General features: G+C 68.0%; 17 protein-coding genes and 1 tRNA gene. 4 read left to right on the forward strand and 14 right to left on the reverse strand.

The window, feature by feature from the left end; genetic code table 11:
• Nucleotides 1-50: 50 nt before the first annotated feature.
• The 6 genes from AC5WRL_RS04455 to AC5WRL_RS04480 form a co-directional block, all read right to left on the reverse strand.
• Nucleotides 51-821, reverse strand: a complete 771-nt coding sequence (locus AC5WRL_RS04455) for an ABC transporter ATP-binding protein (RefSeq protein WP_496086950.1) — start codon at nucleotides 819-821, stop codon at nucleotides 51-53.
• Nucleotides 818-1,753, reverse strand: a complete 936-nt coding sequence (locus AC5WRL_RS04460; RefSeq protein WP_496086951.1) for an ABC transporter ATP-binding protein — start codon at nucleotides 1,751-1,753, stop codon at nucleotides 818-820. Before AC5WRL_RS04460 ends, AC5WRL_RS04455 begins: the two co-directional genes overlap by 4 nt.
• The gene (locus tag AC5WRL_RS04465) at nucleotides 1,753-3,075 is read right to left on the reverse strand and encodes a branched-chain amino acid ABC transporter permease (protein ID WP_496086952.1); all 1,323 of its coding nucleotides are present in this window, start codon (nucleotides 3,073-3,075) and stop codon (nucleotides 1,753-1,755) included. The genes AC5WRL_RS04460 and AC5WRL_RS04465 overlap by 1 nt, the downstream gene beginning before the upstream one ends.
• Complete coding sequence (locus AC5WRL_RS04470; RefSeq protein WP_496086953.1) at nucleotides 3,072-3,995, reverse strand: branched-chain amino acid ABC transporter permease; 924 nt, start codon at nucleotides 3,993-3,995, stop codon at nucleotides 3,072-3,074. Before AC5WRL_RS04470 ends, AC5WRL_RS04465 begins: the two co-directional genes overlap by 4 nt.
• A gap of 99 nt (nucleotides 3,996-4,094) precedes the next feature.
• Nucleotides 4,095-5,261, reverse strand: a complete 1,167-nt coding sequence (locus AC5WRL_RS04475) for a branched-chain amino acid ABC transporter substrate-binding protein (RefSeq protein WP_496086954.1) — start codon at nucleotides 5,259-5,261, stop codon at nucleotides 4,095-4,097.
• 292 nt (nucleotides 5,262-5,553) lie between these two features.
• Entirely contained in the window at nucleotides 5,554-6,231 is a 678-nt protein-coding gene (locus AC5WRL_RS04480; protein WP_496086955.1) for an ANTAR domain-containing response regulator, read from the reverse strand.
• Nucleotides 6,232-6,332: 101 nt separating this feature from the next.
• On the opposite strand from AC5WRL_RS04480, the gene AC5WRL_RS04485 reads away from it, so the two are divergent.
• Both AC5WRL_RS04485 and AC5WRL_RS04490 read left to right on the forward strand, forming a co-directional pair.
• Nucleotides 6,333-6,405 (forward strand) — tRNA-Leu (locus AC5WRL_RS04485).
• Nucleotides 6,406-6,515: 110 nt separating this feature from the next.
• On the forward strand, nucleotides 6,516-7,292 hold the full coding sequence (locus AC5WRL_RS04490; RefSeq protein WP_496086956.1) for a helix-turn-helix domain-containing protein: 777 nt from the start codon (nucleotides 6,516-6,518) through the stop codon (nucleotides 7,290-7,292).
• A gap of 110 nt (nucleotides 7,293-7,402) precedes the next feature.
• Here the strand turns inward: AC5WRL_RS04490 and AC5WRL_RS04495 are convergent, their stop codons facing one another.
• The 8 genes from AC5WRL_RS04495 to AC5WRL_RS04530 all read right to left on the reverse strand — a co-directional run bounded on the left by AC5WRL_RS04495 (nucleotide 7,403) and on the right by AC5WRL_RS04530 (nucleotide 19,111).
• On the reverse strand, nucleotides 7,403-8,152 hold the full coding sequence (locus AC5WRL_RS04495) for a cupin domain-containing protein (protein ID WP_496086957.1): 750 nt from the start codon (nucleotides 8,150-8,152) through the stop codon (nucleotides 7,403-7,405).
• A gap of 28 nt (nucleotides 8,153-8,180) precedes the next feature.
• Entirely contained in the window at nucleotides 8,181-9,119 is a 939-nt protein-coding gene (locus AC5WRL_RS04500) for a DUF6807 domain-containing protein (RefSeq protein WP_496086958.1), read from the reverse strand.
• Nucleotides 9,116-10,324 (reverse strand): Gfo/Idh/MocA family protein, encoded by a 1,209-nt coding sequence (locus tag AC5WRL_RS04505; RefSeq protein WP_496086959.1) that lies wholly within the window; start codon nucleotides 10,322-10,324, stop codon nucleotides 9,116-9,118. Before AC5WRL_RS04505 ends, AC5WRL_RS04500 begins: the two co-directional genes overlap by 4 nt.
• 160 nt (nucleotides 10,325-10,484) lie before the next feature.
• Entirely contained in the window at nucleotides 10,485-11,918 is a 1,434-nt protein-coding gene (gene pyk / locus AC5WRL_RS04510; RefSeq protein ID WP_496086960.1) for a pyruvate kinase, read from the reverse strand.
• A 163-nt stretch (nucleotides 11,919-12,081) separates the two neighbouring features.
• On the reverse strand, nucleotides 12,082-13,485 hold the full coding sequence (locus tag AC5WRL_RS04515) for a lysine N(6)-hydroxylase/L-ornithine N(5)-oxygenase family protein (protein ID WP_496086961.1): 1,404 nt from the start codon (nucleotides 13,483-13,485) through the stop codon (nucleotides 12,082-12,084).
• Nucleotides 13,482-14,963 (reverse strand): pyridoxal phosphate-dependent decarboxylase family protein, encoded by a 1,482-nt coding sequence (locus tag AC5WRL_RS04520; RefSeq protein ID WP_496086962.1) that lies wholly within the window; start codon nucleotides 14,961-14,963, stop codon nucleotides 13,482-13,484. Before AC5WRL_RS04520 ends, AC5WRL_RS04515 begins: the two co-directional genes overlap by 4 nt.
• 1,231 nt (nucleotides 14,964-16,194) lie before the next feature.
• Nucleotides 16,195-18,729, reverse strand: coding sequence for an aminopeptidase N (pepN, locus tag AC5WRL_RS04525; RefSeq protein ID WP_496086963.1), 2,535 nt, complete (start codon nucleotides 18,727-18,729; stop codon nucleotides 16,195-16,197).
• Between the two features lie 4 nt (nucleotides 18,730-18,733).
• Complete coding sequence (locus AC5WRL_RS04530; protein ID WP_496086964.1) at nucleotides 18,734-19,111, reverse strand: chorismate mutase; 378 nt, start codon at nucleotides 19,109-19,111, stop codon at nucleotides 18,734-18,736.
• A gap of 32 nt (nucleotides 19,112-19,143) precedes the next feature.
• Between AC5WRL_RS04530 and AC5WRL_RS04535 the strand changes: the two genes are divergently transcribed.
• Both AC5WRL_RS04535 and AC5WRL_RS04540 read left to right on the forward strand, forming a co-directional pair.
• Nucleotides 19,144-19,527 carry a VOC family protein gene (locus AC5WRL_RS04535; protein ID WP_496086965.1) on the forward strand — a complete coding sequence of 128 codons (384 nt, stop codon included), beginning with the start codon at nucleotides 19,144-19,146 and terminating at the stop codon, nucleotides 19,525-19,527.
• Nucleotides 19,524-20,423 carry a hypothetical protein gene (locus tag AC5WRL_RS04540; RefSeq protein WP_496087515.1) on the forward strand — a complete coding sequence of 300 codons (900 nt, stop codon included), beginning with the start codon at nucleotides 19,524-19,526 and terminating at the stop codon, nucleotides 20,421-20,423. Before AC5WRL_RS04535 ends, AC5WRL_RS04540 begins: the two co-directional genes overlap by 4 nt.
• Nucleotides 20,424-20,456 lie beyond the last annotated feature (33 nt).

Below are 20,456 nucleotides of genomic sequence, written 5' to 3' on the forward strand. Positions count from 1 at the left end.
CCGAACGTCCCGCCCGCTCCGGGAGAACGGCGCAACCTCCGGAACACGCCCTACTCGGCGGCCTCCCCCAGATACGCCGCCCGCACCCGAGGATGCGCCAGCAGCGCGGACGCCTCGTCCGACATCACCACCGAACCCGTCTCCAGCACATAGCCGCGATCGGCCAGCTGCAACGCCTGCGAGGCATTCTGCTCCACCAGCAGCAACGTCGTCCCCTGCTCGTTGATCTCCCGCAGGATGTCGAAGATCTGCTGCACGATCAGCGGCGCCAGACCCATCGACGGCTCATCCAGCAGCAGCAACTCCGGCTTCCCCATCAGGGCCCGGCCGATCGCCAGCATCTGCTGCTCACCGCCCGACAGCGTGCCCGCCAGCTGCTTACGCCGCTCCGCCAGCCGAGGAAAGAGCGTGAACGCCCGGTCCAGATCCGCCGGATCGGGGCGGCGCAGCCGGTACGCGCCCATCTGGAGATTCTCCAGCACGGACATCCGGGCGAACACCCGCCGCCCCTCGGGCACATGGCCGATGCCGAACCGCACCAGCTCGTGCGAGGGGATGCCGTCCACCCGCTCCCCGCGCAGCACCACCTCACCCGAGCGCGGCTTGAGCATGCCCGAAGCCGTCTTCAGCGTCGTCGACTTGCCCGCGCCATTGGCGCCGAGCAGCGCCACGACCTCCCCCTCGGCCACCGTCAGCTCGACACCCTTGAGCGCCTCGATCGCACCGTAGAACACGTGCAGATCACGCAGTTCCAGCAGCGCCGGCGCGGGCTCCGCGCCGCGCGGCGCCGGTACCGCGTCCTTCTCCAGCTGGGTACTCATGCGCCCTTCACCTCACCCTCGGCGGCCCCCGCCTGCTCCTGCTCCTGCTCCTGCTCCTGCTCCTGCTGCTCGGCCACCACTTCGGCCACCGCCGCCGCGTCCTGGTCCGACGAAGCACCCAGATACGCCTCGATCACCGCCGGATCCCGCTGCACCTCACCCGGAGTCCCCTCCGCGATCTTCTTGCCGAAGTTCAGCACCACCACCCGGTCCGCCACCGACATCACCAGTCGCATGTCGTGCTCGATCAGCAGCACACTCACGCCCAGCTCGCCGTTGATCCGGCGGATCAGATCCTCCAGATCCCGCTTCTCCGTCGGATTGGTACCCGCCGCCGGCTCATCCAGCAGCAACAGCTCCGGAGCGGTCGCCAGCGCCCGCGCGATCTCCAGACGCCGCTGCTCGCCATAACTCAGCGAGGACGCCAGCTCATTCAGCCGACCCTCCAAGCCCACGAAGGACAGCACCTCATGTGCCCGCCGGTCACTCTCCCGCTCGGCGCGCCGCGCGTGCGGCAGCCCCAGCATGATCGACAGGGCATCCGTCTTCTGCCGCGTCTCGACCGCGATCTTCACATTCTCCAGCGCGGTGAGCGCCCCGAACAACCGAATGTTCTGGAACGTACGCGCCACCCCGCGCCGCGACACCAGATGCGGCTTGCAGCCGCGCAACTCGTGCCGGCCACCGGCACGCGGCAGAAAACCGATCGCACCCTCCTGCGGAATGTACGCGCCCGTCAGCGAGTTGAAGAACGACGTCTTCCCCGCCCCGTTCGGCCCGATGATCGCCAGGATCTCCCCGCGCCCCATCGACAGCGCCACATCGTTCAGGCTCGTCAGACCCCCGAACCGCAAGGTGACACCGGACACCTCCAGTACGTTCTCCGCCGCCACCTCCGGCCGCGCCTCCATCGTCCGCTCCGCAGCCGCCATCACGCCTTCACCTCCGCCAGCTGGAGCTCACGCTGTCTGCGCTTGGACGGCAGCAGACCCTGCGGCCGGTAGATCATCATGATCACCAGCAACCCGCCCAGATACATGAACCGGTCCTGCGGATCCACCGAATCCCGCAGGAACTCCGGAAGCCACACCAGCAGCGCAGCACCCGCCAGCACCCCGGGCACCGAACCCATGCCACCGAAGATCACATACGCCAGCACCAGAATCGACATCAGCAACACAAAGTTCTCCGGCGAGATGAACGCCACCTTGCTCGCGTACACCACCCCCGCCACGCCCGACGTCGACGCCCCGATCCCGAACGCCAGCAGCTTCATCCGCACCGTGTTCACCCCGGTCGCGGCAGCAGCCACCTCGTCCTCCCGGATCGCCGTCCAAGCCCGCCCGATCCGCGAGTGCTCCAACCGCAGGAACAAGAAGATGATCACCACGATGAAGCCCAACAGCAGCCAGTAATAAGGCTTCGGATCGAGCCCCCACTCGAACCGCCAGAACCCCAGATCGACAACGAACCGCTCCGACATCCGCGCACCCCGCGAACCCCCGGTGAAGTCCGTCCAGTTACGAGCCGCCAGATACACGATCTCGTGGAAACCAAGCGTCACAATCGCCAGATAATCACCCCGCAGCCGCAGAGTCGGCGCCCCCAGCAACACCCCCGCCAGCAAACACGTCACAATCGCGATCGGAATCACCAAAAACGTGTTCAACACGATCGGCGGCTCCACCGGAAGCGAACCCGTCCAATACGCCGCGGAATAGGCCCCAATGGCGAAAAACGCCACAAAGCCCAAATCCAGCATCCCCGCCCAACCGATCACCACATTCAAGCCGATCGCCAACAGCACAAAAATGGCGATCTGATCCACCATCACCTGCTGCCAGTACGTCGACACCCACAACGGCAGCGCAATCAACCCCGCCAACAGCAGCACGCCACCACCGAACCGCCACCGACGATCCGCCTGCCACACCCCGCGCGCCTGCTCCACCGGAGGCGACACCCGATCCCGGACCCACCTCCAGCCCTCATTCACCGGCGCGCTCAAAAACTCCCGGACCAACCACACGCCCACACACAGCGCCAGCCAGATCCAGATACCCGTCCCCGTAAAATTCTCGCCCAACGCATAAAAAATATCCGTCGACGTGCCCTGCTCGCCGGTCACCTGCGCACCGACCACCGCCAGCACCAACAGCGCCCCCAGCCGCTTCCAACGCGGCTCCTGATACCAGCGCACCCGCCGCAGACTCGCCGCGGACGGCACCCTTTCCCTACTCATCACCGTGCTCATGCCGCCCTCGCCACCCGCTCGCCCAGAATTCCGGTCGGACGGAACATCAGCACCGCTACCAGTGCCGCGAACGCCCCGACATAACGCCAGGAGTCACCCCACACCTCCACCGTCATGGCCTCGACCACACCCAGCACCAACCCGCCGAGCATCGCCCCGCGCACATTACCGATACCCCCCAGCACCGCCGCCGCAAAAGCCGTGATACCCGGCAGAAAACCCATCGTGTACCAAACCTGCGTCGTCGTCCCGTACAGGAAGCCGGCCACCCCACCCATCAGCCCACCCAGCACAAACGTCCGCGACACCACCCGGTCGATGTTCACACCCATCAACGACGCAACCTCCGGGTCCTGCGCCACCGCCCGAATCCCCGACCCCAACTTCGTACGATTCACCACGTAATCCACCAGGATCAGCATCAGCACCGCCGACACCACCACCAGCGCCTGCGTCACATTGACCGGCGTCCCGAACAACGTGAACAACGTCTTGTTCTCATACATCGGCGGCATCCGGTTGGCATTCCGCCCGAACACCTTCCCCGCCAAGTTGTAAATAAAGAACGACGCACCGATCGCCGTGATCAAAAACACCAGACGCGGCGCACCCCGCCTACGCAACGGACGATAAGCCACCCGCTCCAAACCGTACGCCACACCACCACCCAGCAACGCCCCAGCGGCGATACCAAGCAGCACATAACCCACCGACTGAATCCCACTCGGATCAGCAGCCGGCACCACAATCGTCAAAATAATGAGCCCGCCGAAACCGCCGGACATGAACACTTCGCTGTGCGCGAAGTTCAACAACTGAAGAACACCATAAACAAGGGTATAACCAATGGCGATGACGGCATACAGCGAGCCGAGCACCACCCCGAGGACGAAAACGTCCCAGAAATCCTGAAGGGACATGGAGCTGACTTCCTTGTGGGAACGGGCACAAAGCAAGCGGGGCGCGATGAGTACACCGCGCCCCGCCAACACACTGGGAAAGCGACGGAACCCCGCCGATCAGCCGCCGGTCAACTCCTCGATCGGCCCCAGATACTCGATACCATCACCCTCCACCTGATAGATGAAGATGGCATCATTCGTGAACTCACCCGCCTCGTCGAACGAGAACGTCTTCGTCAGCCCCTCATAGGAACCCGTCGCCACCTTCTCGTACACCGACTCCCGGGTCACGTCCGCACCCAGCTCGGCCAACGCATTGATGATCATCATCGCCACGTCGTACGACTCCGCCGAATACGTCCCCGGCGGCTGGTTGTACTCCGCCTGATACCGCTCCGCGAAATCAACCGTCGCCGCCTCCGCCGAAGCATCCGTGCACGGGCAGGTCAGATACCACTCATCCGCCGCAGAACCCGCCAGCGAAATGAACTGCGTGTCATTACTACCGTCACCCGAGATCCCGATCCCCTCGAAACCAGCCGCCTGAAGGCTCACCGCGAACGGACCCAGCGCCTCGTAGTAACCCGCGTAGATCATGGCGTCCGCACCCGACTGCACCACGTTCCGCGCCGCACCACTGTAATCCGGAGTATCGGCCGGAACACTCGCCCGCTCCACCTCAAGACCCAGCTCCGTCAGCGACTCGAACGCCACATCCGACAGCCCCTCACCATACGGCGAAACGTCATCGACCACGATGACCTTCTCCACACCGTCCTGCGACGCCAGGAACTGCGCCATACCCGCACCCTGCGCATAGTCGTTCGGCACCGCACGCAAGAACGTCGGAAAACCCTGCTGCGTCAGCGTCGGATTCGTCGCCGACGACGAAGCCGCCAACAACCCCGCCTCGCCGTACAACGGCGCCGCCACCTCCGCCGGCCCCGAGAACGCCGGACCGATCGCCGCGATCACCGCCGAATCATCAATGACCAGCTGCGCCGCCGCCGAGGACTGACCCGGCTCACCACGGTCATCCGTCGGCACATACTCCAGCGTGAAGTCGTAATCACCCGACGCATTGGCCTCATTGATGGCCAGCTGAATACCGTTCTGCATGTTCTCGCCAAGGGCCACATTCTTGCCCGACAGCGGACCCTGGAAGGCGATCTTGTACGTCGTACCGCCGCCGCCTCCGCCACCGCCACCGTCACTGCCGCCATCGTCACTGCCACACGCGGTGAGCGCGAGCGCGCCGATGGCGACAGGTATCGCCAGCTTCACGATGGATCTGTTGAGCACGAGGAAACCCCCTGGAGCGCAGCCACAAGATCTGTATGAACGCCGTACGACAGTCGCATGGCGTGTGCGGAATCTATTGCCCACGCACGCGACACAGATAGACGGCCGACACAGATGTGACCGCCTCGTGATCTGCGTCACGCGTCGGAAACAGAACACTGCTTACCGCTGAGCGAACAATCCAGCCAAAGACCCAACCCCGCCCCCAAGAGGCAACAAAAAGGGGAAGCCGGGCAAAAACCACCCGGCTTCCCCAAAACCCAACAGCCGAAACCTACTTCCGCTGCTTCTTCTCCTCCGCGTCCTGAATCACAGCCTCCGCCACCTGATGCATCGACAACCGCCGATCCATCGACGTCTTCTGAATCCACCGAAACGCCGCCGGCTCCGACAACCCGTACTGCGTCTGCAACACACTCTTCGCCCGATCCACCAGCTTCCGCGTCTCCAGACGCTGCGCCAGATCAGCAACCTCCTGCGTCAGCGTCCGCAACTCGGTGAAGCGCGACACCGCGATCTCGATGGCCGGAATCACATCACTCTTGCTGAACGGCTTCACCAGGTACGCCATCGCCCCGGCGTCCCGCGCGCGCTCCACAAGATCACGCTGCGAGAAGGCGGTGAGCATCAGCACGGGAGCGATCGACTCCCCGGCGATCTTCTCGGCGGCCGAGATGCCGTCCATCACCGGCATCTTCACATCGAGAATGACCAGATCCGGCGCCAGCTCCCGCGCCAGCTCCACGGCCCGCTCCCCGTCCCCCGCCTCACCGACGACCGAGTACCCCTCCTCCTCCAGCATCTCTTTGAGATCCAGCCGGATCAGGGCCTCGTCCTCGGCGATGACCACACGCGTGGTCAGCGGCGGCACATGGGCGCTTCCCGCGCTCGTACCAGTGTCGGCACCGGCGCTCACGCCGGCGGGCTCGTCGGGGACCTCGGGGGTGCTCACGATGCTCCTCGTTTCCTACAGGATGGGGGCACCCACGAGACTACCTATCCGAGATAAGTTTGAGGCACGGAGGGTTTCCGGTAGCCTTGCTATCGCAGGAGGCCCCGGTAGCCCAGCGGCAGAGGCGATGCTCTCAAACAGCATATAGCGTGGGTTCGAATCCCACCCGGGGCACTTTACCTTCGATTCGAAGGTCGTCAACGTTTTGAGAATGTTTCCACCTTTTAGGGAAGCATGTCTTCGATTGCGCATGTGCGGTTGCCGGGTCTCACCATGATCGAGCCATGCATGATCCCCTCATCCGACACAAAGCCCTCGCCAGGGTGCGCTCAGGTGTGACGGTCTCCGAAGTCGCCCGACAGCTCAACGTACCCCGGGGAACCGTTAGTTACTGGGTCCATCTCGACCGCTCCAGGTCCGGCACCGCACCAAACCCTCCCTTTCGCCCCTGCCCTCGCTGCGACGGGTGCGATCTGGACGAAGCTGCGTACGCCTATTTGTTGGGTCTGTACCTCGGCGATGGCTGCATCAGCCAACACCCCCGAACCCACATCCTGCGTATAGCTTGCTCCGATGCCTGGCCCGGCCTGGTCGACGCATGCGAAGGCGCATTGCGCGCAGTGCGACCCGACAACAGCGTCCAACGTGTGCAGAAGCAGGGCTGTGTCATGGTCGGCTCCTACAGCAACCACTGGCCGTGCCTGTTCCCGCAACACGGCCCCGGCAAGAAGCACCAGCGGCGTATTGCTCTGGAACCGTGGCAGCAGAACATCCTCCGGGCCCACCCCTGGGAGTTCATACGGGGGCTCATCCACTCCGACGGCTGCCGGATCGTCAACTGGACGACAAAGATCGTCGGCGGCGAGCGGAAGCGGTATGAGTACCCGCGCTACTTCTTCAGCAACAAGTCCGACGACATCCGCGCCCTGTTCACCGACGCCCTGCGCATGGTCGGCGTCGAGTGGACGGTCCTCGCGCGCGGCGCCGACCCGTTCAATGTGTCGGTGGCCCGCCGGGAGTCCGTGGCGCTCATGGATGCTCATGTGGGGGCGAAGTACTGAGCGTCTTGCGGGCCGCCTCGTAGGCGGCGCCCGCGCCTGGACGGTTCATGACCTCGTCGCGCAGCTGTGCCAGCTCGTATGTGTCATCGGGTGGAAGCGTATTCCCTCGGTTACTCGCCGTAGTAGGGGAGCGTGGTGCCCGGGATTTCGTATTCCTGGCGGCGGCCGCACATGCCGTAGCCCGCGGCTCGGGTGGGGGTGCTGGTCGTGATCCTCGCCTCCGCGAGGTGGGTGGGGTCGGCCTCCGACAGCGCTTTCAGGTGCTCTTCCGTGCGGCGGGCCGCCGCTTGGGCGCCGTCCTGCCAGCGGGTGTGCCAGGCGGCGACCTTCGGGGCGACCAGGCGGGCCGCCGTGGCGTGGAAGGCTCGGAGCGGGGCCGGGTCCCCGTCGCGCAGGGCCGTGCGCAGCGCCTCGTAGCCTTCGATGGCGAGGTCGCGGCGGGCTAGGGCGGCGGCTTCCACCGCCTCGCCTTCTTTGCCGGGTAGCGCGGCGGCCTGGGCGTAGCGGTCTGGGTCGGCCAGGATGTCGGGTGGGAAGGTGAAGACGGCGTCGCCGGCCTCGGGGAGGCCGCTGTTTTGCATGAGGACGGTGACGCGCAGTGCTCCGTCGCCGTTGATCATGCGGTGCACGGTGCCGGGGGTGAACCAGGCGATGACGCCGGGGTGTAGTGGGGTTTCGGTGTATCCGGCCGGTGTGAGGGTCTGCACCGCCCCCTCCCCCGCGGTGACGACGTATGCCTCGGTGCAGGCGAGGTGCATGTGTGGGCTGCCTCCGCATGCTCCGTCGGCCGCGAGCCAGTCGTAGGCGGTGATGTGGGAGACGCCGATTGCGCCGGGGAGGGGGTTGTGCAGGGTGGTCATGTGTGCGGTTCCGTCCTTGTGGTCTCGCTTACCAGGGGTGGTTCTTGAGGTAGCCGGCGATGCGGTCGGTGTTCCAGGCGCCGTCGGCGATCACGATGCGGTAGCGGTATTGGAAGGATTTCCCGGGGGGGAGTTCGAATTCGTCGAAGAAGGCCCAGGAGAAGGCGACGGTGGGGATGGGGGTGGAGCGTACGAACCAGTGGGAGGGGTGGATGGCGGCTTCGCCGGTGTTCTGCGGGGCGTGGTCGAAGATCAGGGTGGAGTGGCCGTCGTGGTCGTCGTGTTGGGCGGTGAAGCCGATCCATGGGGTGTCGGTGGCCGGGGTGCCCATGGTGTCGGCGTCGGTGCTGGGGCCGGTGGGGGTGAGGATCTGGCCGCCGGTGAAGTCGCGGGGGCCGCGCCATTGGAGGCCGGTGTAGCCGGCCATGGTGCGGCCGGCGGTGGTGGGGCTGCCGAAGTGGAGGGGTTCGCCGCGTACGTTGGTGAGGTGGATGGACCATTCCAGGGTCCAGGCGCCTTCGGTGGTGTCGGCGGAGTGGATGGCGATGGTGCGGGTTTCGCGGGCCCATTCCTGGCCGTTGTGGTGGAGCCAGGTGAGGTTTTCGGTGATGTCGGCGCGGTTGGGGGTGGCGGTGACGGTGGTGAAGCCGTCGTGGCGCATGGAGCCGACGCGTTCGGGGATGCGTTGGTATCCCTGGCCGTGGAGGTAGGAGTTGCCGCCCCAGAAGTTCTGTTCGGAGAGGTGGCTGGCGGTCATCTGGACGCCTTTGTGCCAGCGGTGGTCGTTGGGGCGGTAGCCGGTGACGAGGTTGCCGGCGAGGGTGCGCAGGGGGTGTGCGTACGGTTTGGGGGATTCGTAGGCTTCGGGGTCGGGGCGGTAGACGTAGCCGAGGATGTCGGTGCCGGCGGCGGTGATGGTGATGCGGTCGCCGTGGGTGTGGGTGACGGTGAGGGGGGTGTCGGTCACGGTTGCTCCTCGGTGGCGGGGGCGGTGGCGGGGGCGGGGGCCCAGTCGGGGTGGTTGCCGTGCATGGCGGTGTAGTAGGGGTCGCCTTGGGTGATTTCGCCGGCGTGGACGGGGCGGCCGGTGAAGGCGGCTTTGTACAGGGCGGCGTTGAATTCGATGGTGCGGCGGGCGTCGGGGCCGCTGCCGGGTGGGCGGGTGCCGGTGCGGTAGGCGTGGATGATGCCGGTGAGTTGGGCGGCGTGGGAGCTGGGGGTGTTGTTGGGGTTGGTGTGCCAGTGGGTGACGCGGTCTTGGTGGATGCCGGGGCGGGGGGTGTAGGTCCAGTCGTTGTTGGTGTGTCCGTAGAGGTGGGTGAGTTCTACGGTGGCGTCGTCGCAGTCGATGCGGATGCGGCTGACCTGGTCGGGGGAGAGCACGCTGTTGACGACGGTGGCGATGGTGCCGTTGGTGAAGCGGACGAGGGCGGTGGAGACGTCTTCGCTCTCGATGTCGTGGACGAGGCGGCCGGCGAGGGCGCGGATTTCGGTCCAGTCGCCGAGGAGGTGGAGGAGGAGGTCGGTTTGGTGGATGCCGTGGCCCATGGTGGGGCCGCCGCCTTCGGTGGCCCAGCGTCCGCGCCAGTCGACGGCGTAGTAGTCGGTGTCGCGGTACCAGGTGGTTTGGCAGTGGGCGACGCGTGGGGTGCCGAGTTCGCCGGTGGTCAGGAGGTGGCGGGCGTGGGTGGTGCCGGAGCCGTAGCGGTGCTGGGCGACGACGGCGGCGTATGGGCCGTGGGTCGCGCCGCTGTCGGCGTCGCGGTCGTCGTTGCCTTCGGCGGCGGCGATGGCGTCGAATTCGGCGAGGGTGAGGCAGAGGGGTTTCTCGGCCCAGACCCAGGCGCCGGCTTGGAGGGCGGCGAGGGCCTGGCTGTGGTGGAGGGAGGGTGGGGTGCCGAGGAGGACGAGTTGGGGTTGTTCGGTGGTGAGCATGGTGGCCAGGTCGGTGTGGCCGGTGACGGGGCCGATGCCGTTGATGGCGGTGGCGGTGGTGTGGAAGGCGTCGAGGCGGTCCTGGTCGATGTCGACGGCGGCGACGAGTTCGAGGTCGTCGAGGTGGGCGGCGATGGCGGGGAGGTGGGCTCCGGTGACGATGCCGCCGGTGCCGACGACGGCGGTGCGGATGCGGTGGTGGGGGGTTGCGGGGGCGGTGGCGGGGTGGTCAGCCATGCGGTGCGACTCCTGGCTGGGCGGTAGTAAGCGCTTTCGAACGGAAAGCGCCAAAAGCCAACCACGCCGTCGCCCGGCATGACAAGGGGCGCCGCGCAATCTCCGCGGCGCCCGTGGGGCTGCGTACCCGGGTACGCGTATGTCCGGTGTCGGTGCGCCGTCAGTTCGGCGCGTCGTCCTCGCCGACGTGGTGGACCCGTACCAGGTTGGTGGTCCCGGCCATGGCGGGCGGGGACCCGGCGGTCATCACGACGATCTCGCCCTTGGCGCAGCGGCCGATGCGCAGTAGTTGCTCGTCCATCTGGGCCACCATCTCGTCGGTGGAGCGGACGGTGGGCACCAGGTAGGTCTCCACGCCCCAGGTGAGGGTGAGCTGGGCGTGGGTGGCGGGGTCGGGGGTGAAGGCGATGACGGGGATGGGTGAGCGGTAGCGGGAGAGGCGGCGGGCGGTGTCGCCGCTCTGGGTGAAGGCGACGAGGAGTTTGGCGCCGAGGAAGTCGCCGATTTCGGCGGCGGCGCGGGCGACGGCGCCGCCCTGGGTACGGGGTTTGGTGGCTTCGTCCAGGGGCACCAGGCCGTGGGCGAGGACTTCTTCCTCGGCGGCGGTGACGATGCGGCCCATGGTGCGCACGGTTTCGATGGGGTAGCGGCCGACGCTGGTCTCGCCGGAGAGCATGACGGCGTCGGTGCCGTCCATGACGGCGTTGGCGACGTCGGAGGCTTCGGCGCGGGTGGGGCGGGAGGATTCGATCATGGAGTCGAGCATCTGGGTGGCGACGATGACTGGTTTGGCGTTGCGCTTGGCCAGTTTGATGGCGCGCTTCTGGAGCATGGGGACCACTTCGAGGGGGACTTCGACGCCGAGGTCGCCGCGGGCGACCATGATGCCGTCGAAGGCGTCGACGATGTCCTGGAGGTTCTCCTCGGCCTGGGGCTTTTCGATCTTGGCGATGACGGGGAGGAAGCGGCCTTCCTCGGCCATGACGCGGTGGACGTCCTTGATGTCGTCGCCGGAGCGGACGAAGGAGAGGGCGATGATGTCGACGCCGGTGCGCAGGGCCCAGCGCAGGTCGTCGATGTCTTTGGTGGACAGGGCGGGTACGGAGACGGCGATGCCGGGGAGGTTGATCCCCTTGTGGTCGGAGATCATGCCGCCTTCGGCGACGGTGGTGTGGATGGCGGGGCCTTCGACGGCGGTGACGTCGAGGGCGACGCGGCCGTCGTCGATGAGGATGCGTTCGCCGGCCCGTACGTCGGTGGCGAGTCCGGCGTAGGTGGTGCCGCAGCGGTGCTGGTCGCCTTCGATGTTGTCGGTGGTGATGGTGAAGGTGTCGCCGGGTTCGAGGAGTACGGGGCCTTCGCGGAAGCTGCCGAGGCGGATTTTCGGGCCTTGGAGATCGGCCAGAATTCCGATGCTGCGCTCTGCTTCGGCGGCGGCGCGGCGGACGCGCTGGTAGCGCTGTTCGTGATCGCGGTGGCTGCCGTGGCTGAGGTTGAGTCGGGCTACGTCCATTCCTGCTTCGACGAGCGCGGCGATGCGCTCATATGAGTCAGTGGCGGGCCCAAGTGTGCAGACAATTTTTGCTCGGCGCATACCTCAACAGTAGGCGGTACCAGCGGGTAGAGAGCTATCGGAAAGTGACCAGGCAACGACCTTAAATTAAAGAGGCATTGACAACTCCCCCATGAGCAGAAGGCCGCTCTTCTGAGCTTTCCGGCATTTCCGGACGGCATATGTTCGGAATATTCGGACGGTTTCACCCGGGAAATGCCGCACCGACCCGCGCCGACCACTGCCCGGCCGGCCGACTCCGCCGGGAGTCGCCACCCGCCGGCCGCAGCCCGAAGGTGGTGAAGGCGCTGCGCGCCGGCAACGGATACCGCTCCTCCCCGGTGAGCGAGTTCACGATGGTGGCGCTGCGATGCGCGACCAGCCCCAGATCCGGGGCACCGACCCCATGGGTGTGGCGCTCCGCGTTCTGTACGTACACCGCGCCCGTCACCTCCCGGCCCAGCCCCAGCCGGTACTGCTCATCGACCACGATCCGTCCGGCGCCGTCCCGGCGCAGCACCGGGTCGAGCGCCGCGAGCAGCGGGTCCAGCGGGCGCTCCCGATAGCCGGTGGCCAGCACCACCGCCTCGGTGACCAGCCGGGACCGCTCGCCCTGCTCGGTGTGCTCCAGATGCAGCTCCACCTGCGTCGTACCGAGCCGGCCCGCCGTGCGTACGCTCACCCCCGGTGTCAGCACCACATCCGGCCAGCCGCCGCCGATGCCGTGCTGGTACAGCTCGTCGTGGATGGCCGCCAGCGTCTCGTGGTCGATGGCCTTGTGCAGCTGCCACTGCCGCGCCACCAGCTCGTCGCGGCGCTGCTCGGGCAGGGCGTGGAAGTAGCGGGTGTAGTCGGGGGTGAAGTGTTCCAGGCCCAGCTTGCTGTACTCCATGGGTGCGAAGGCCGGGGTGCGGGTGATCCAGTGCAGCCGCTCCCGGCCGGGCGGGCGGTGGCGCAGCAGGTCGAGAAAGACCTCGGCGCCCGACTGTCCGGAGCCGATGACGGTGATGTGCCCGGCGCCCAGCAGCCGTTCACGGTGATCGAGGTAGTCGGCGGAGTGCACGACGGGGACGACGGGACGCTCGGCGAGCAGTCGCAACGGCTCCGGTACGTGCGGGGCGGTGCCGATGCCGATCGCCAGGTTACGGGCGTGGGTGCGGCCGACCGCCTCGGCCTCGCCGCCGTGGCTGATGCGGGTGAAGTCGATGTCGAAAAGCGCGTGTTCGGGGTTCCAGCGGACCGCGTCGATGTGATGTCTGAAATGGAGGGAGGGGAGTTGGCGGCTCACCCAGCGGCAGTAGTCGTCGTACTCGGCGCGCGGGCTGTGGAACCGCTCGGAGAAGTAGAAGGGGAACAGCCGGTCGTGCTGCCGCAGATAGTTGAGGAAACTCCACGGGTTGGTGGGGTCGGCGAGGGTCACCAGGTCCGCGAGGAACGGCACTTGGAGGGTGGCCCCCTCGATCAGCAGTCCGGGGTGCCAGTGGAACGCCGGGCGCTGCTCGTACCAGGCCGCGGTCAGCCCGGGCTGGGTGTGGGCGAGGGCGGCGAGGGAGAGGTTGGCGGGGCCGATGCCGATGCCGACGAGATCGTAGGGCTGCTGGGTGGTCATCGCGGCAGGTCCCCGTCCTGGTTGGGGTGGTCGTGCTGATCGAGTACGAGCTTGAGCAGTGCGTGCAGATCGCTGACTTGAGCGTGCGGGTTGAGAAGGGTGGCCTTGAGCCACAGGGCGGGACGGCCGGTGGCGGGGTCGGGGGCCTGAGCCCGGCCGAGTACGGCATGGCCCTCGTGCAGCAGCCGGCGGCGGATCGCGGCGACCTGCGCGTCGGAGGCGTCGCACGGCCGGAACAGCACCGTGCTGATCCCGGGGCGGGCGCGCAGCCGCAGCCGGGGTTCGGCCTCGATCAGGTCGGCGAGCTGGTGGGCGAGGGCGCACACCGTGTCGACGAGGTCACCGAGGCCGCGGCGGCCCAGCGCGCGCAGGGTGACGGCGATCTTGAGGATGTCGGGGCGGCGGGTGGTACGGATGGACCGGCCCAGGAGATCCGGCAGGCCGGCCTCGGTGTCGTCATCGGCGTTGAGATAGTCGGCGCGGTGCGCGAGCGGTGCCAGGGCGGCCCGGTCCGGCACGGTGAGCAGGCCGGCGGCCACCGGCTGCCAGCCCAGCTTGTGCAGATCGAGGGTGACGGAGTCGGCCCGCTCGATCCCGGCGAGCCGGGTACGGTGCCGGTCGCTGAACAGCAGCGGGCCACCGTACGCGGCGTCCACGTGCAGGATGACGGGCCGCCGGGGGCGGTGGGCTGCGACAACATCGGCGAGAGCGCCGAGCGGATCGATGGCGCCGGTGTCGGTGGTACCGGCGGTGGCGAACAGCACGGCGGGGGTGGGCTGTTGCGGGGCCGAACAGTCCAGGGCATCGAGGCGGAGCAGCGTCTCGGCAACAGCGGCCGGCTCCAACACCCCCCGGGGAGTGGGTACGACGACCGGCTCGGCGAGTCCGAGCAGCCAGGCGGCGCGATGCGCGCTGTGGTGCGCGGCGGCGCCGCACACCAGCCGGACCCGCCGGCCGAACGCCTCGCGGGCGAGCAGCACCCCCAGCAGATTGGACTCGGTGCCGCCGGTCGTCACCAGCGCGTCGGGGTCGGCGCCGTGCGGGTGCACGAGCGCGCCGATCCCGGCGCCGACCCGCTCTTCGAGGGCGGAGGCGGCGGGGGCCTGATCCCAGGAATCCATTGAGGGGTTGAGCGCGGAGGCCGCCAGATCGGCGGCCGTGGCGACGGCGAGCGGTGGGCAGTGCAGATGCGCGGCACAGTGCGGATCGGCGGGATCGGCCGCGCCCTCGGCGAGGACGTGCACCAGCTCACGCAGGGCGTCATGGGCGCCGTGCCCCTGCTCCGGCAGTACGGGAGTGCCGCGGTCGGCGACCCGTCTCGCCACGCCGTCCGGCCCTCCACCGGGCAGTGGCCCACACCGCGCGGCGGCGCCCTCGGCGAGGGCGGCGAGCACAGTGTCGACCAACGGCCGCAACGCACGCGGCCCAGCGGTGCCACCGGCGAGCAGGGTGGGGTCATGGGGCGGAGAGGCGGGCATGGGAAAGCCCTTTCAACGAGGGCGGATGAGTGGCCACAAGCTACGCGCCACGCGGACCATCAATCCCACGGAATGCCATTCTTCCCCCATACGGGTGACAGGGAGGGCGTTTCTTCCCGCCAAGTTTGGGTGGGTGTCAGGTGGGGGGTGGGTGGGTTGGGGCCTGGGGTGGGTGTCGAGGTTGCTCCTGGTGGGCTTGGCGGCGTGCGGGTTCCTGCGGCACGGGTCCGCTCTCATCAAGGTCTCGCTCCCCCATGCCCTGTCCCCCGGTTCGGGGTTGGTGTCACGACTGGCAGCGGCGGGGGGGGGAGAGAGAGGTGGTGGGCGGCGGGGCCGTGCTCGCCGAGACGGCTGCTCGCTCCCACGCGGGCAGTCCCGACCCGGCGCAACCCCGGCACGTCGAGGGTGGCGGACCCTTGGGGGCTCTTCGGCGACACTTTTCCCACCTCTTCTGAGGGCCTGAGCACAGACGATCGTCGTGGCGATCAACTTCAGTCACTCATTCCACTCATTCGACCGGTAGAGGTCAGGGTGTGGTCACTCGGGGGGAGGGTGGCCGCGTTTACGTCCCGATTGATGTCGGGCAGCTGCTTTCGTTTAGGGAATCGCGCTTCCATCGGCGTGACGCGCACCTCTACCTACACAAACGAGAAGCGAAGGCCCAGTGATCACCAACGAAAGCCCCAACCGATCACCCAGTCGGGCACAACAACGGGAAGGCGGTCGATATCGATCAGGGACGATCCAATCCCCGTAACCAGCCTTGTATGGGGTGGGAAAAGTGTCGCCGAAGAGCCCACAAGGGCCGGCCACCTTCATACGTGGCGGGGTTGCGCCCGGTCGGGCCTGCCCGCGTGGGAGCGAACAGCCGTCTCGGCAGACACCGCCCCGCCACCCACCACCCCTCCCCCGCCGCTGCCAGCCGTGACACCAACCCCGAACCGGCGGACAGGGCATGGGGAAGCGAGACAACAACCGGTCACGGACCCGTGCCGCAGGAACCGCAAGCCGCCAACCCCACCAGGAGCAACCTCGACACCCACCCCAGGCGCCCGCCCACAAGCGGCGCGAGGCTGCCCCGTGGGCGTCCTCCCCGCGCACGCGGTGTTCCCGCTGCCCGGCGCCCGCCGCGCCGTCTCGCCCAGGGGGGCGACCCCGGGGTGGTGTGCAGGGCACGAGGCCCCGCACACCACCCCGGGCTACCCCCAGCCGACCCGGCCAGCCCTCCGGGTCAGAACCTGGCCCTGACCCGCAGCGCCCTGCGCAGGTCGTCCGTTTCGTCGGTCAGTTTGCGGTGGAGGGCCTGGGGGAGGTCCTGCCCCAGTGCCGCTTCCGCCAGCGCCAGCGTGGCCGGCTCGGTGAAGGCGTGCGGGAACGCCTGGCGGGCTGCCGCCACCGCGAGGGCGTGGCCCCGGCGGGTGGCTACTGCGGCGGCAGCCGGGAAGTAGCGTTCCACGTACGGGCGCAGCAGTTCCTGCTGCTCCTCCCCCGGTTGCCAGAAGCCCTGGGCCGTTGCCGTGAAGAGGTAGTTGGACAGGCTGTCCGCCGGGTCGAAGAGGGCGTGCCAGGCGTCGGCCTTGGCCGTGGCGTCCGGGAGGGCGGCCCGGCAGCGGGCGGCGCCTTCCTCGCCCTTCGCGCTGGGGTCGCGTTCGGCCTCGGACTGGATCTCGGCTTGGTTCGTTGCGCCCAGGGTCGCGAGCCGGTAGAGGATCTGCCAGCGCAGTTCGGGGTCGGCCCCGGTGGTGTCGTCGGTCAGCCAGTTCCGTAGTTCGTGGTCGTCCGTCGCGCAGGCGATGGCGGTGCGCACCGCGATGAGGTGCTTGGCCTCGTCCTTGGTGTCTCGCGCGTGGCCGGCGAGGTCGGTGGAGAGTTCTGTCAGCAGCGTCAGTGCCGCGCTCCGCTCTGCCGGCGGGAGGTAGCGGTCGGTGATCTGACCGGTGGCGAAGGCCAGGACGCCTTCCACGATGGCCGTTTCGGGTTCGGTCGGCAGGTGTCGGCGGGCTGCCTCCAGATAGGAGTGCGGGGAGAGTTCGGCGTCGCGCACCATGTCTCTGGCCGCGTTCCACACCACTGTGCGGCTGAGTGAGTCGGGCAGTTCCGACAGTACGGCCTGCGCCGTTTCCCAGGATCGGGGGTCAAGCCGCACCTTGGCGTATGTGAGGTCGCCGTCGTTGACGATGAGCAGGTCGGGGCGGTGGCCGGTGGCGTGCACCGTGGTCGTGGCCTGGTCCGCGCCCAGCTCGACGTCCATGGTGTTGCGCGGCTGCGCGCCGTCGTACGCGCCCAGGCGCAGCCGGTGCGGGCGGGTGCCCTCGTGTGTCAGGGTGACCGCCCAGCCGTCCTCCGTCTCCTGTACGTCGTCCGGAGCGATGAGGTCCGGTCCGCTGGTTCGGAGCCAGGCGTCGGCCCAGCCGTGTACGTCGCGTCCCGAGGCTCGTGCCATCGCGTCGATGAAGTCGGCGAGGGTGGCGTTGCCGAAGCGGTGCCGGGCGAAGTGGTCGTTGACGCCGGCCAGGAAGGTTTCTTCGCCGAGCCAGGTGACGAGTTGGCGCAGTGCGCTGGCGCCTTTGGCGTAGGAGATGCCGTCGAAGTTCAGCCAGGCGGAGGCGGTGTCGGGTACGCCGTCCGGTTCGGGTGCGACGGGGTGGGTGGTGGGCCGCTGGTCGGCGTCGTAGCCCCATGATTTGCGGTCCAGGGCGAACTCGGTCCATGGGGTGTAGTGGGGTACGGCGTCGGCCAGGACTTGGTAGCCCATGAACTCCGCGAAGGACTCGTTCAGCCAGATGTCGTCCCACCAGCGCAGGGTGACGAGGTCACCGAACCACATGTGGGCCATCTCGTGGGCGATGACGACTCCGCGCAGTTGCCGTTGGGTGTCGGTGACCGCTGAGCGGTAGATGTATTCGTCGCGGAAGGTGACCAGTCCGGGGTTCTCCATGGCGCCGGCGTTGAATTCGGGGACGAATGCCTGATCGTAGGAGTCGAAGGGGTAGGGCTCGTCGAGGATTTCGGCGTACCGGTCGTACACGGCGCGGGTGATGCCGAGGATTTCGTCGGCGTCCTGGTCGAGGTACGGGGCGAGGGACTGGCGTACGTGGATGCCGAAGGGCAGGCCGGCGTGTTCGGTGCGTACGGAGTGGTAGGGGCCGGCGGCGATGGCCATCAGGTAGGTGCTGATGGGCGGGGTGGTGGCGCAGCGCCAGCGTCCTGGGGCGCCGGCGATGGGGGTGGCGATGCCGTTGCCGAGGACGGTCCAGTCGTCGGGGGCGGTGACGGTGACGTCGAAGGTGGCTTTGAGGTCGGGCTGGTCGAAGGCGGCGTACACCAGCGGGCTGTCGGTCATGCAGCACATGCTGTAGAGGTACGTGAGCCCGTCTGCCGGGTCGGTGAAGCGGTGCATGCCCTCGCCGGTGTGGGAGTAGGGCATGTCGGCGCTGATGGTGAGTTCGTGGGGGCCGGCGGTGAGTCCGGTGAGGGGCAGGCGCCCGTCGACGAGGGTGCCGGGGTCGAGGTCGTGGCCGTCGAGGGTGGCGCGGTGCAGGGTGTGCGGGCGCACTTCGACGAAGGTGTCGGCGCCGCTCTCGGGCTGGGTCTCGGCCTGGGCATGGGGCTGGGCCTGATCGTTCTGGCGGGTGGTGAAGCGCACCGTGGTGGTCGAGGCGAAGGTGTGCTCGCCACGGGTGAAGTCGAGGTCGATGGTGTAGCTGTGGACATCGAGCAGCGCGGCTCGCTGCTGTGCTTCGTCACGCGTCAGTGGTGTGGCCATGGGGTCATGCTGTCAAACCGCTCCCCGATCCACTCTCGCTATTACTTTCACTTGGACTGTCGCTCCCGGTCTTCTCCCCGGTCTTCTCCCCGGCGATGGTCTCGTGGTGCCTGATGACCTCGGCGATGATGAAGTTCAGCAGCTTCTCGGCGAACGCCGGGTCCAGGTGGGCGCTCTCCGCGAGCTGCCGCAACCTGGTGATCTGTCGTGCCTCGCGCGCCGGGTCGGCGGCGGGCAGTTGGTGTTCGGCTTTGAGGCGGCCGACCTGCTGGGTGCATTTGAAGCGTTCGGCCAGCATATGGACGACGGCGGCGTCGATGTTGTCGATGCTTTCCCGCAGCCGTGTCAGCTCCGCGCGCACGTCGTCGTCGATGTGGTTCATGTCGTATACCCTATGCGGCTTATGCTGCCCCTATGATCGCGACGTTGCAGTGTACGGTGATCGACTGCCCTGACCCTGTCGCCCTGGGCGGCTTCTATCACTCCATTCTGGGCTGGGAGCTGGATGCCACGGAGCCCCCGTGGGTGACGCTCACCGACGCGGCCACCCGCCGGAAGATCGCCTTCCAGTACGCGCCCGACCATCAGCCGCCGCGCTGGCCGGATCCGTCCCACCCGCAGCAGATGCATCTCGATTTCGATGTGCCCACCCGCGAGGATGTGGTGCGGGCGCAGGAGGAGGTGCTGGCGTTGGGTGCGCGTTTTCTGCATGACAGTGGCGGTGAGCGGCGCGGTTTCGTCGTGTTCGAGGATCCGGCCGGCCATCCGTTCTGTCTCTGTTACGGACAGCTGCCCTGACGTCGGCGGGGTCGGGGGCGTTTCCGCATCTCGCGTCCGTCCGTTCGGCGATCACCGCGCTCTATCGTGGCCTGTCGCCGGCGGCGGTGCGGGGCTTCGCCACCAGTGTGCTGCCGGTGGATGTGGCGTTCGACGACGGTGAGGATCTGCGGGCGGGCGTGGAGCGGGTGGCGCTGGTGATGGTGCGTCATCTGGGGTTGCCCGAGGGGCCGGTACGGGTGCGGTTCCGCGACGACATGCCGGAGGCGGCGTGGGTGGAGCTGGAGGCTGCGCCGGGGGGCGCGTACGTGGTGGATCTGCATCGCCGCTTTGACGGGCAACGGCGTGACATCGGTGGGGTGTTGGCGCATGAGGTGATGCATGTGTATCTGCATCGAGCCGGGTTGTCGCTGCCGGACACGGCCGAGGACGAGATCCGTACCGATACGGCCGCCGCGTATCTGGGTGCGGGCTGGCTGCTGCTGGACGCGTTCCGTGCGGACGCGCTGGGTTCGCAGCGGCTGGGTTATCTGACGCCGCAGGAGTACGGGTATGTGCTGGCCCGGCGGGCGGCGTTGTTCGGTGAGGATCCGCGGATCTGGTTCACCAGCCCGCAGGCGTACGAGGCGTACGAGGCGGGCCGCCGGCTGGCGGAGCGGGACGCGGTGCGACCGCCGTTGGCCGGGGGTGCGTGGGCGGTGCGGCAGCGGTACGCGGCGGAGCGGGCGCTGGCCGTACGGGGCCGGGCGGTTCCGGGTGAGGGAGGCGCGGGTTACTCGTTCGAGCGGGGGCCCGATCGGTCGTTGAAGGTGGTGTTCGGCTGTCCGGTGTGCGGTCAGCGGTTGCGGCTGCCGGTGGCGGGGCGGCGCCGGGCGCGCTGCGGGTTGTGCCGTACGGTGCTGGACTGCGAGACCTGACAGCGGGCCCCTGCCCCATATCCCTGCCCCCTT

It is taken from the genome of Streptomyces sp. NTD107 (assembly GCF_059510435.1).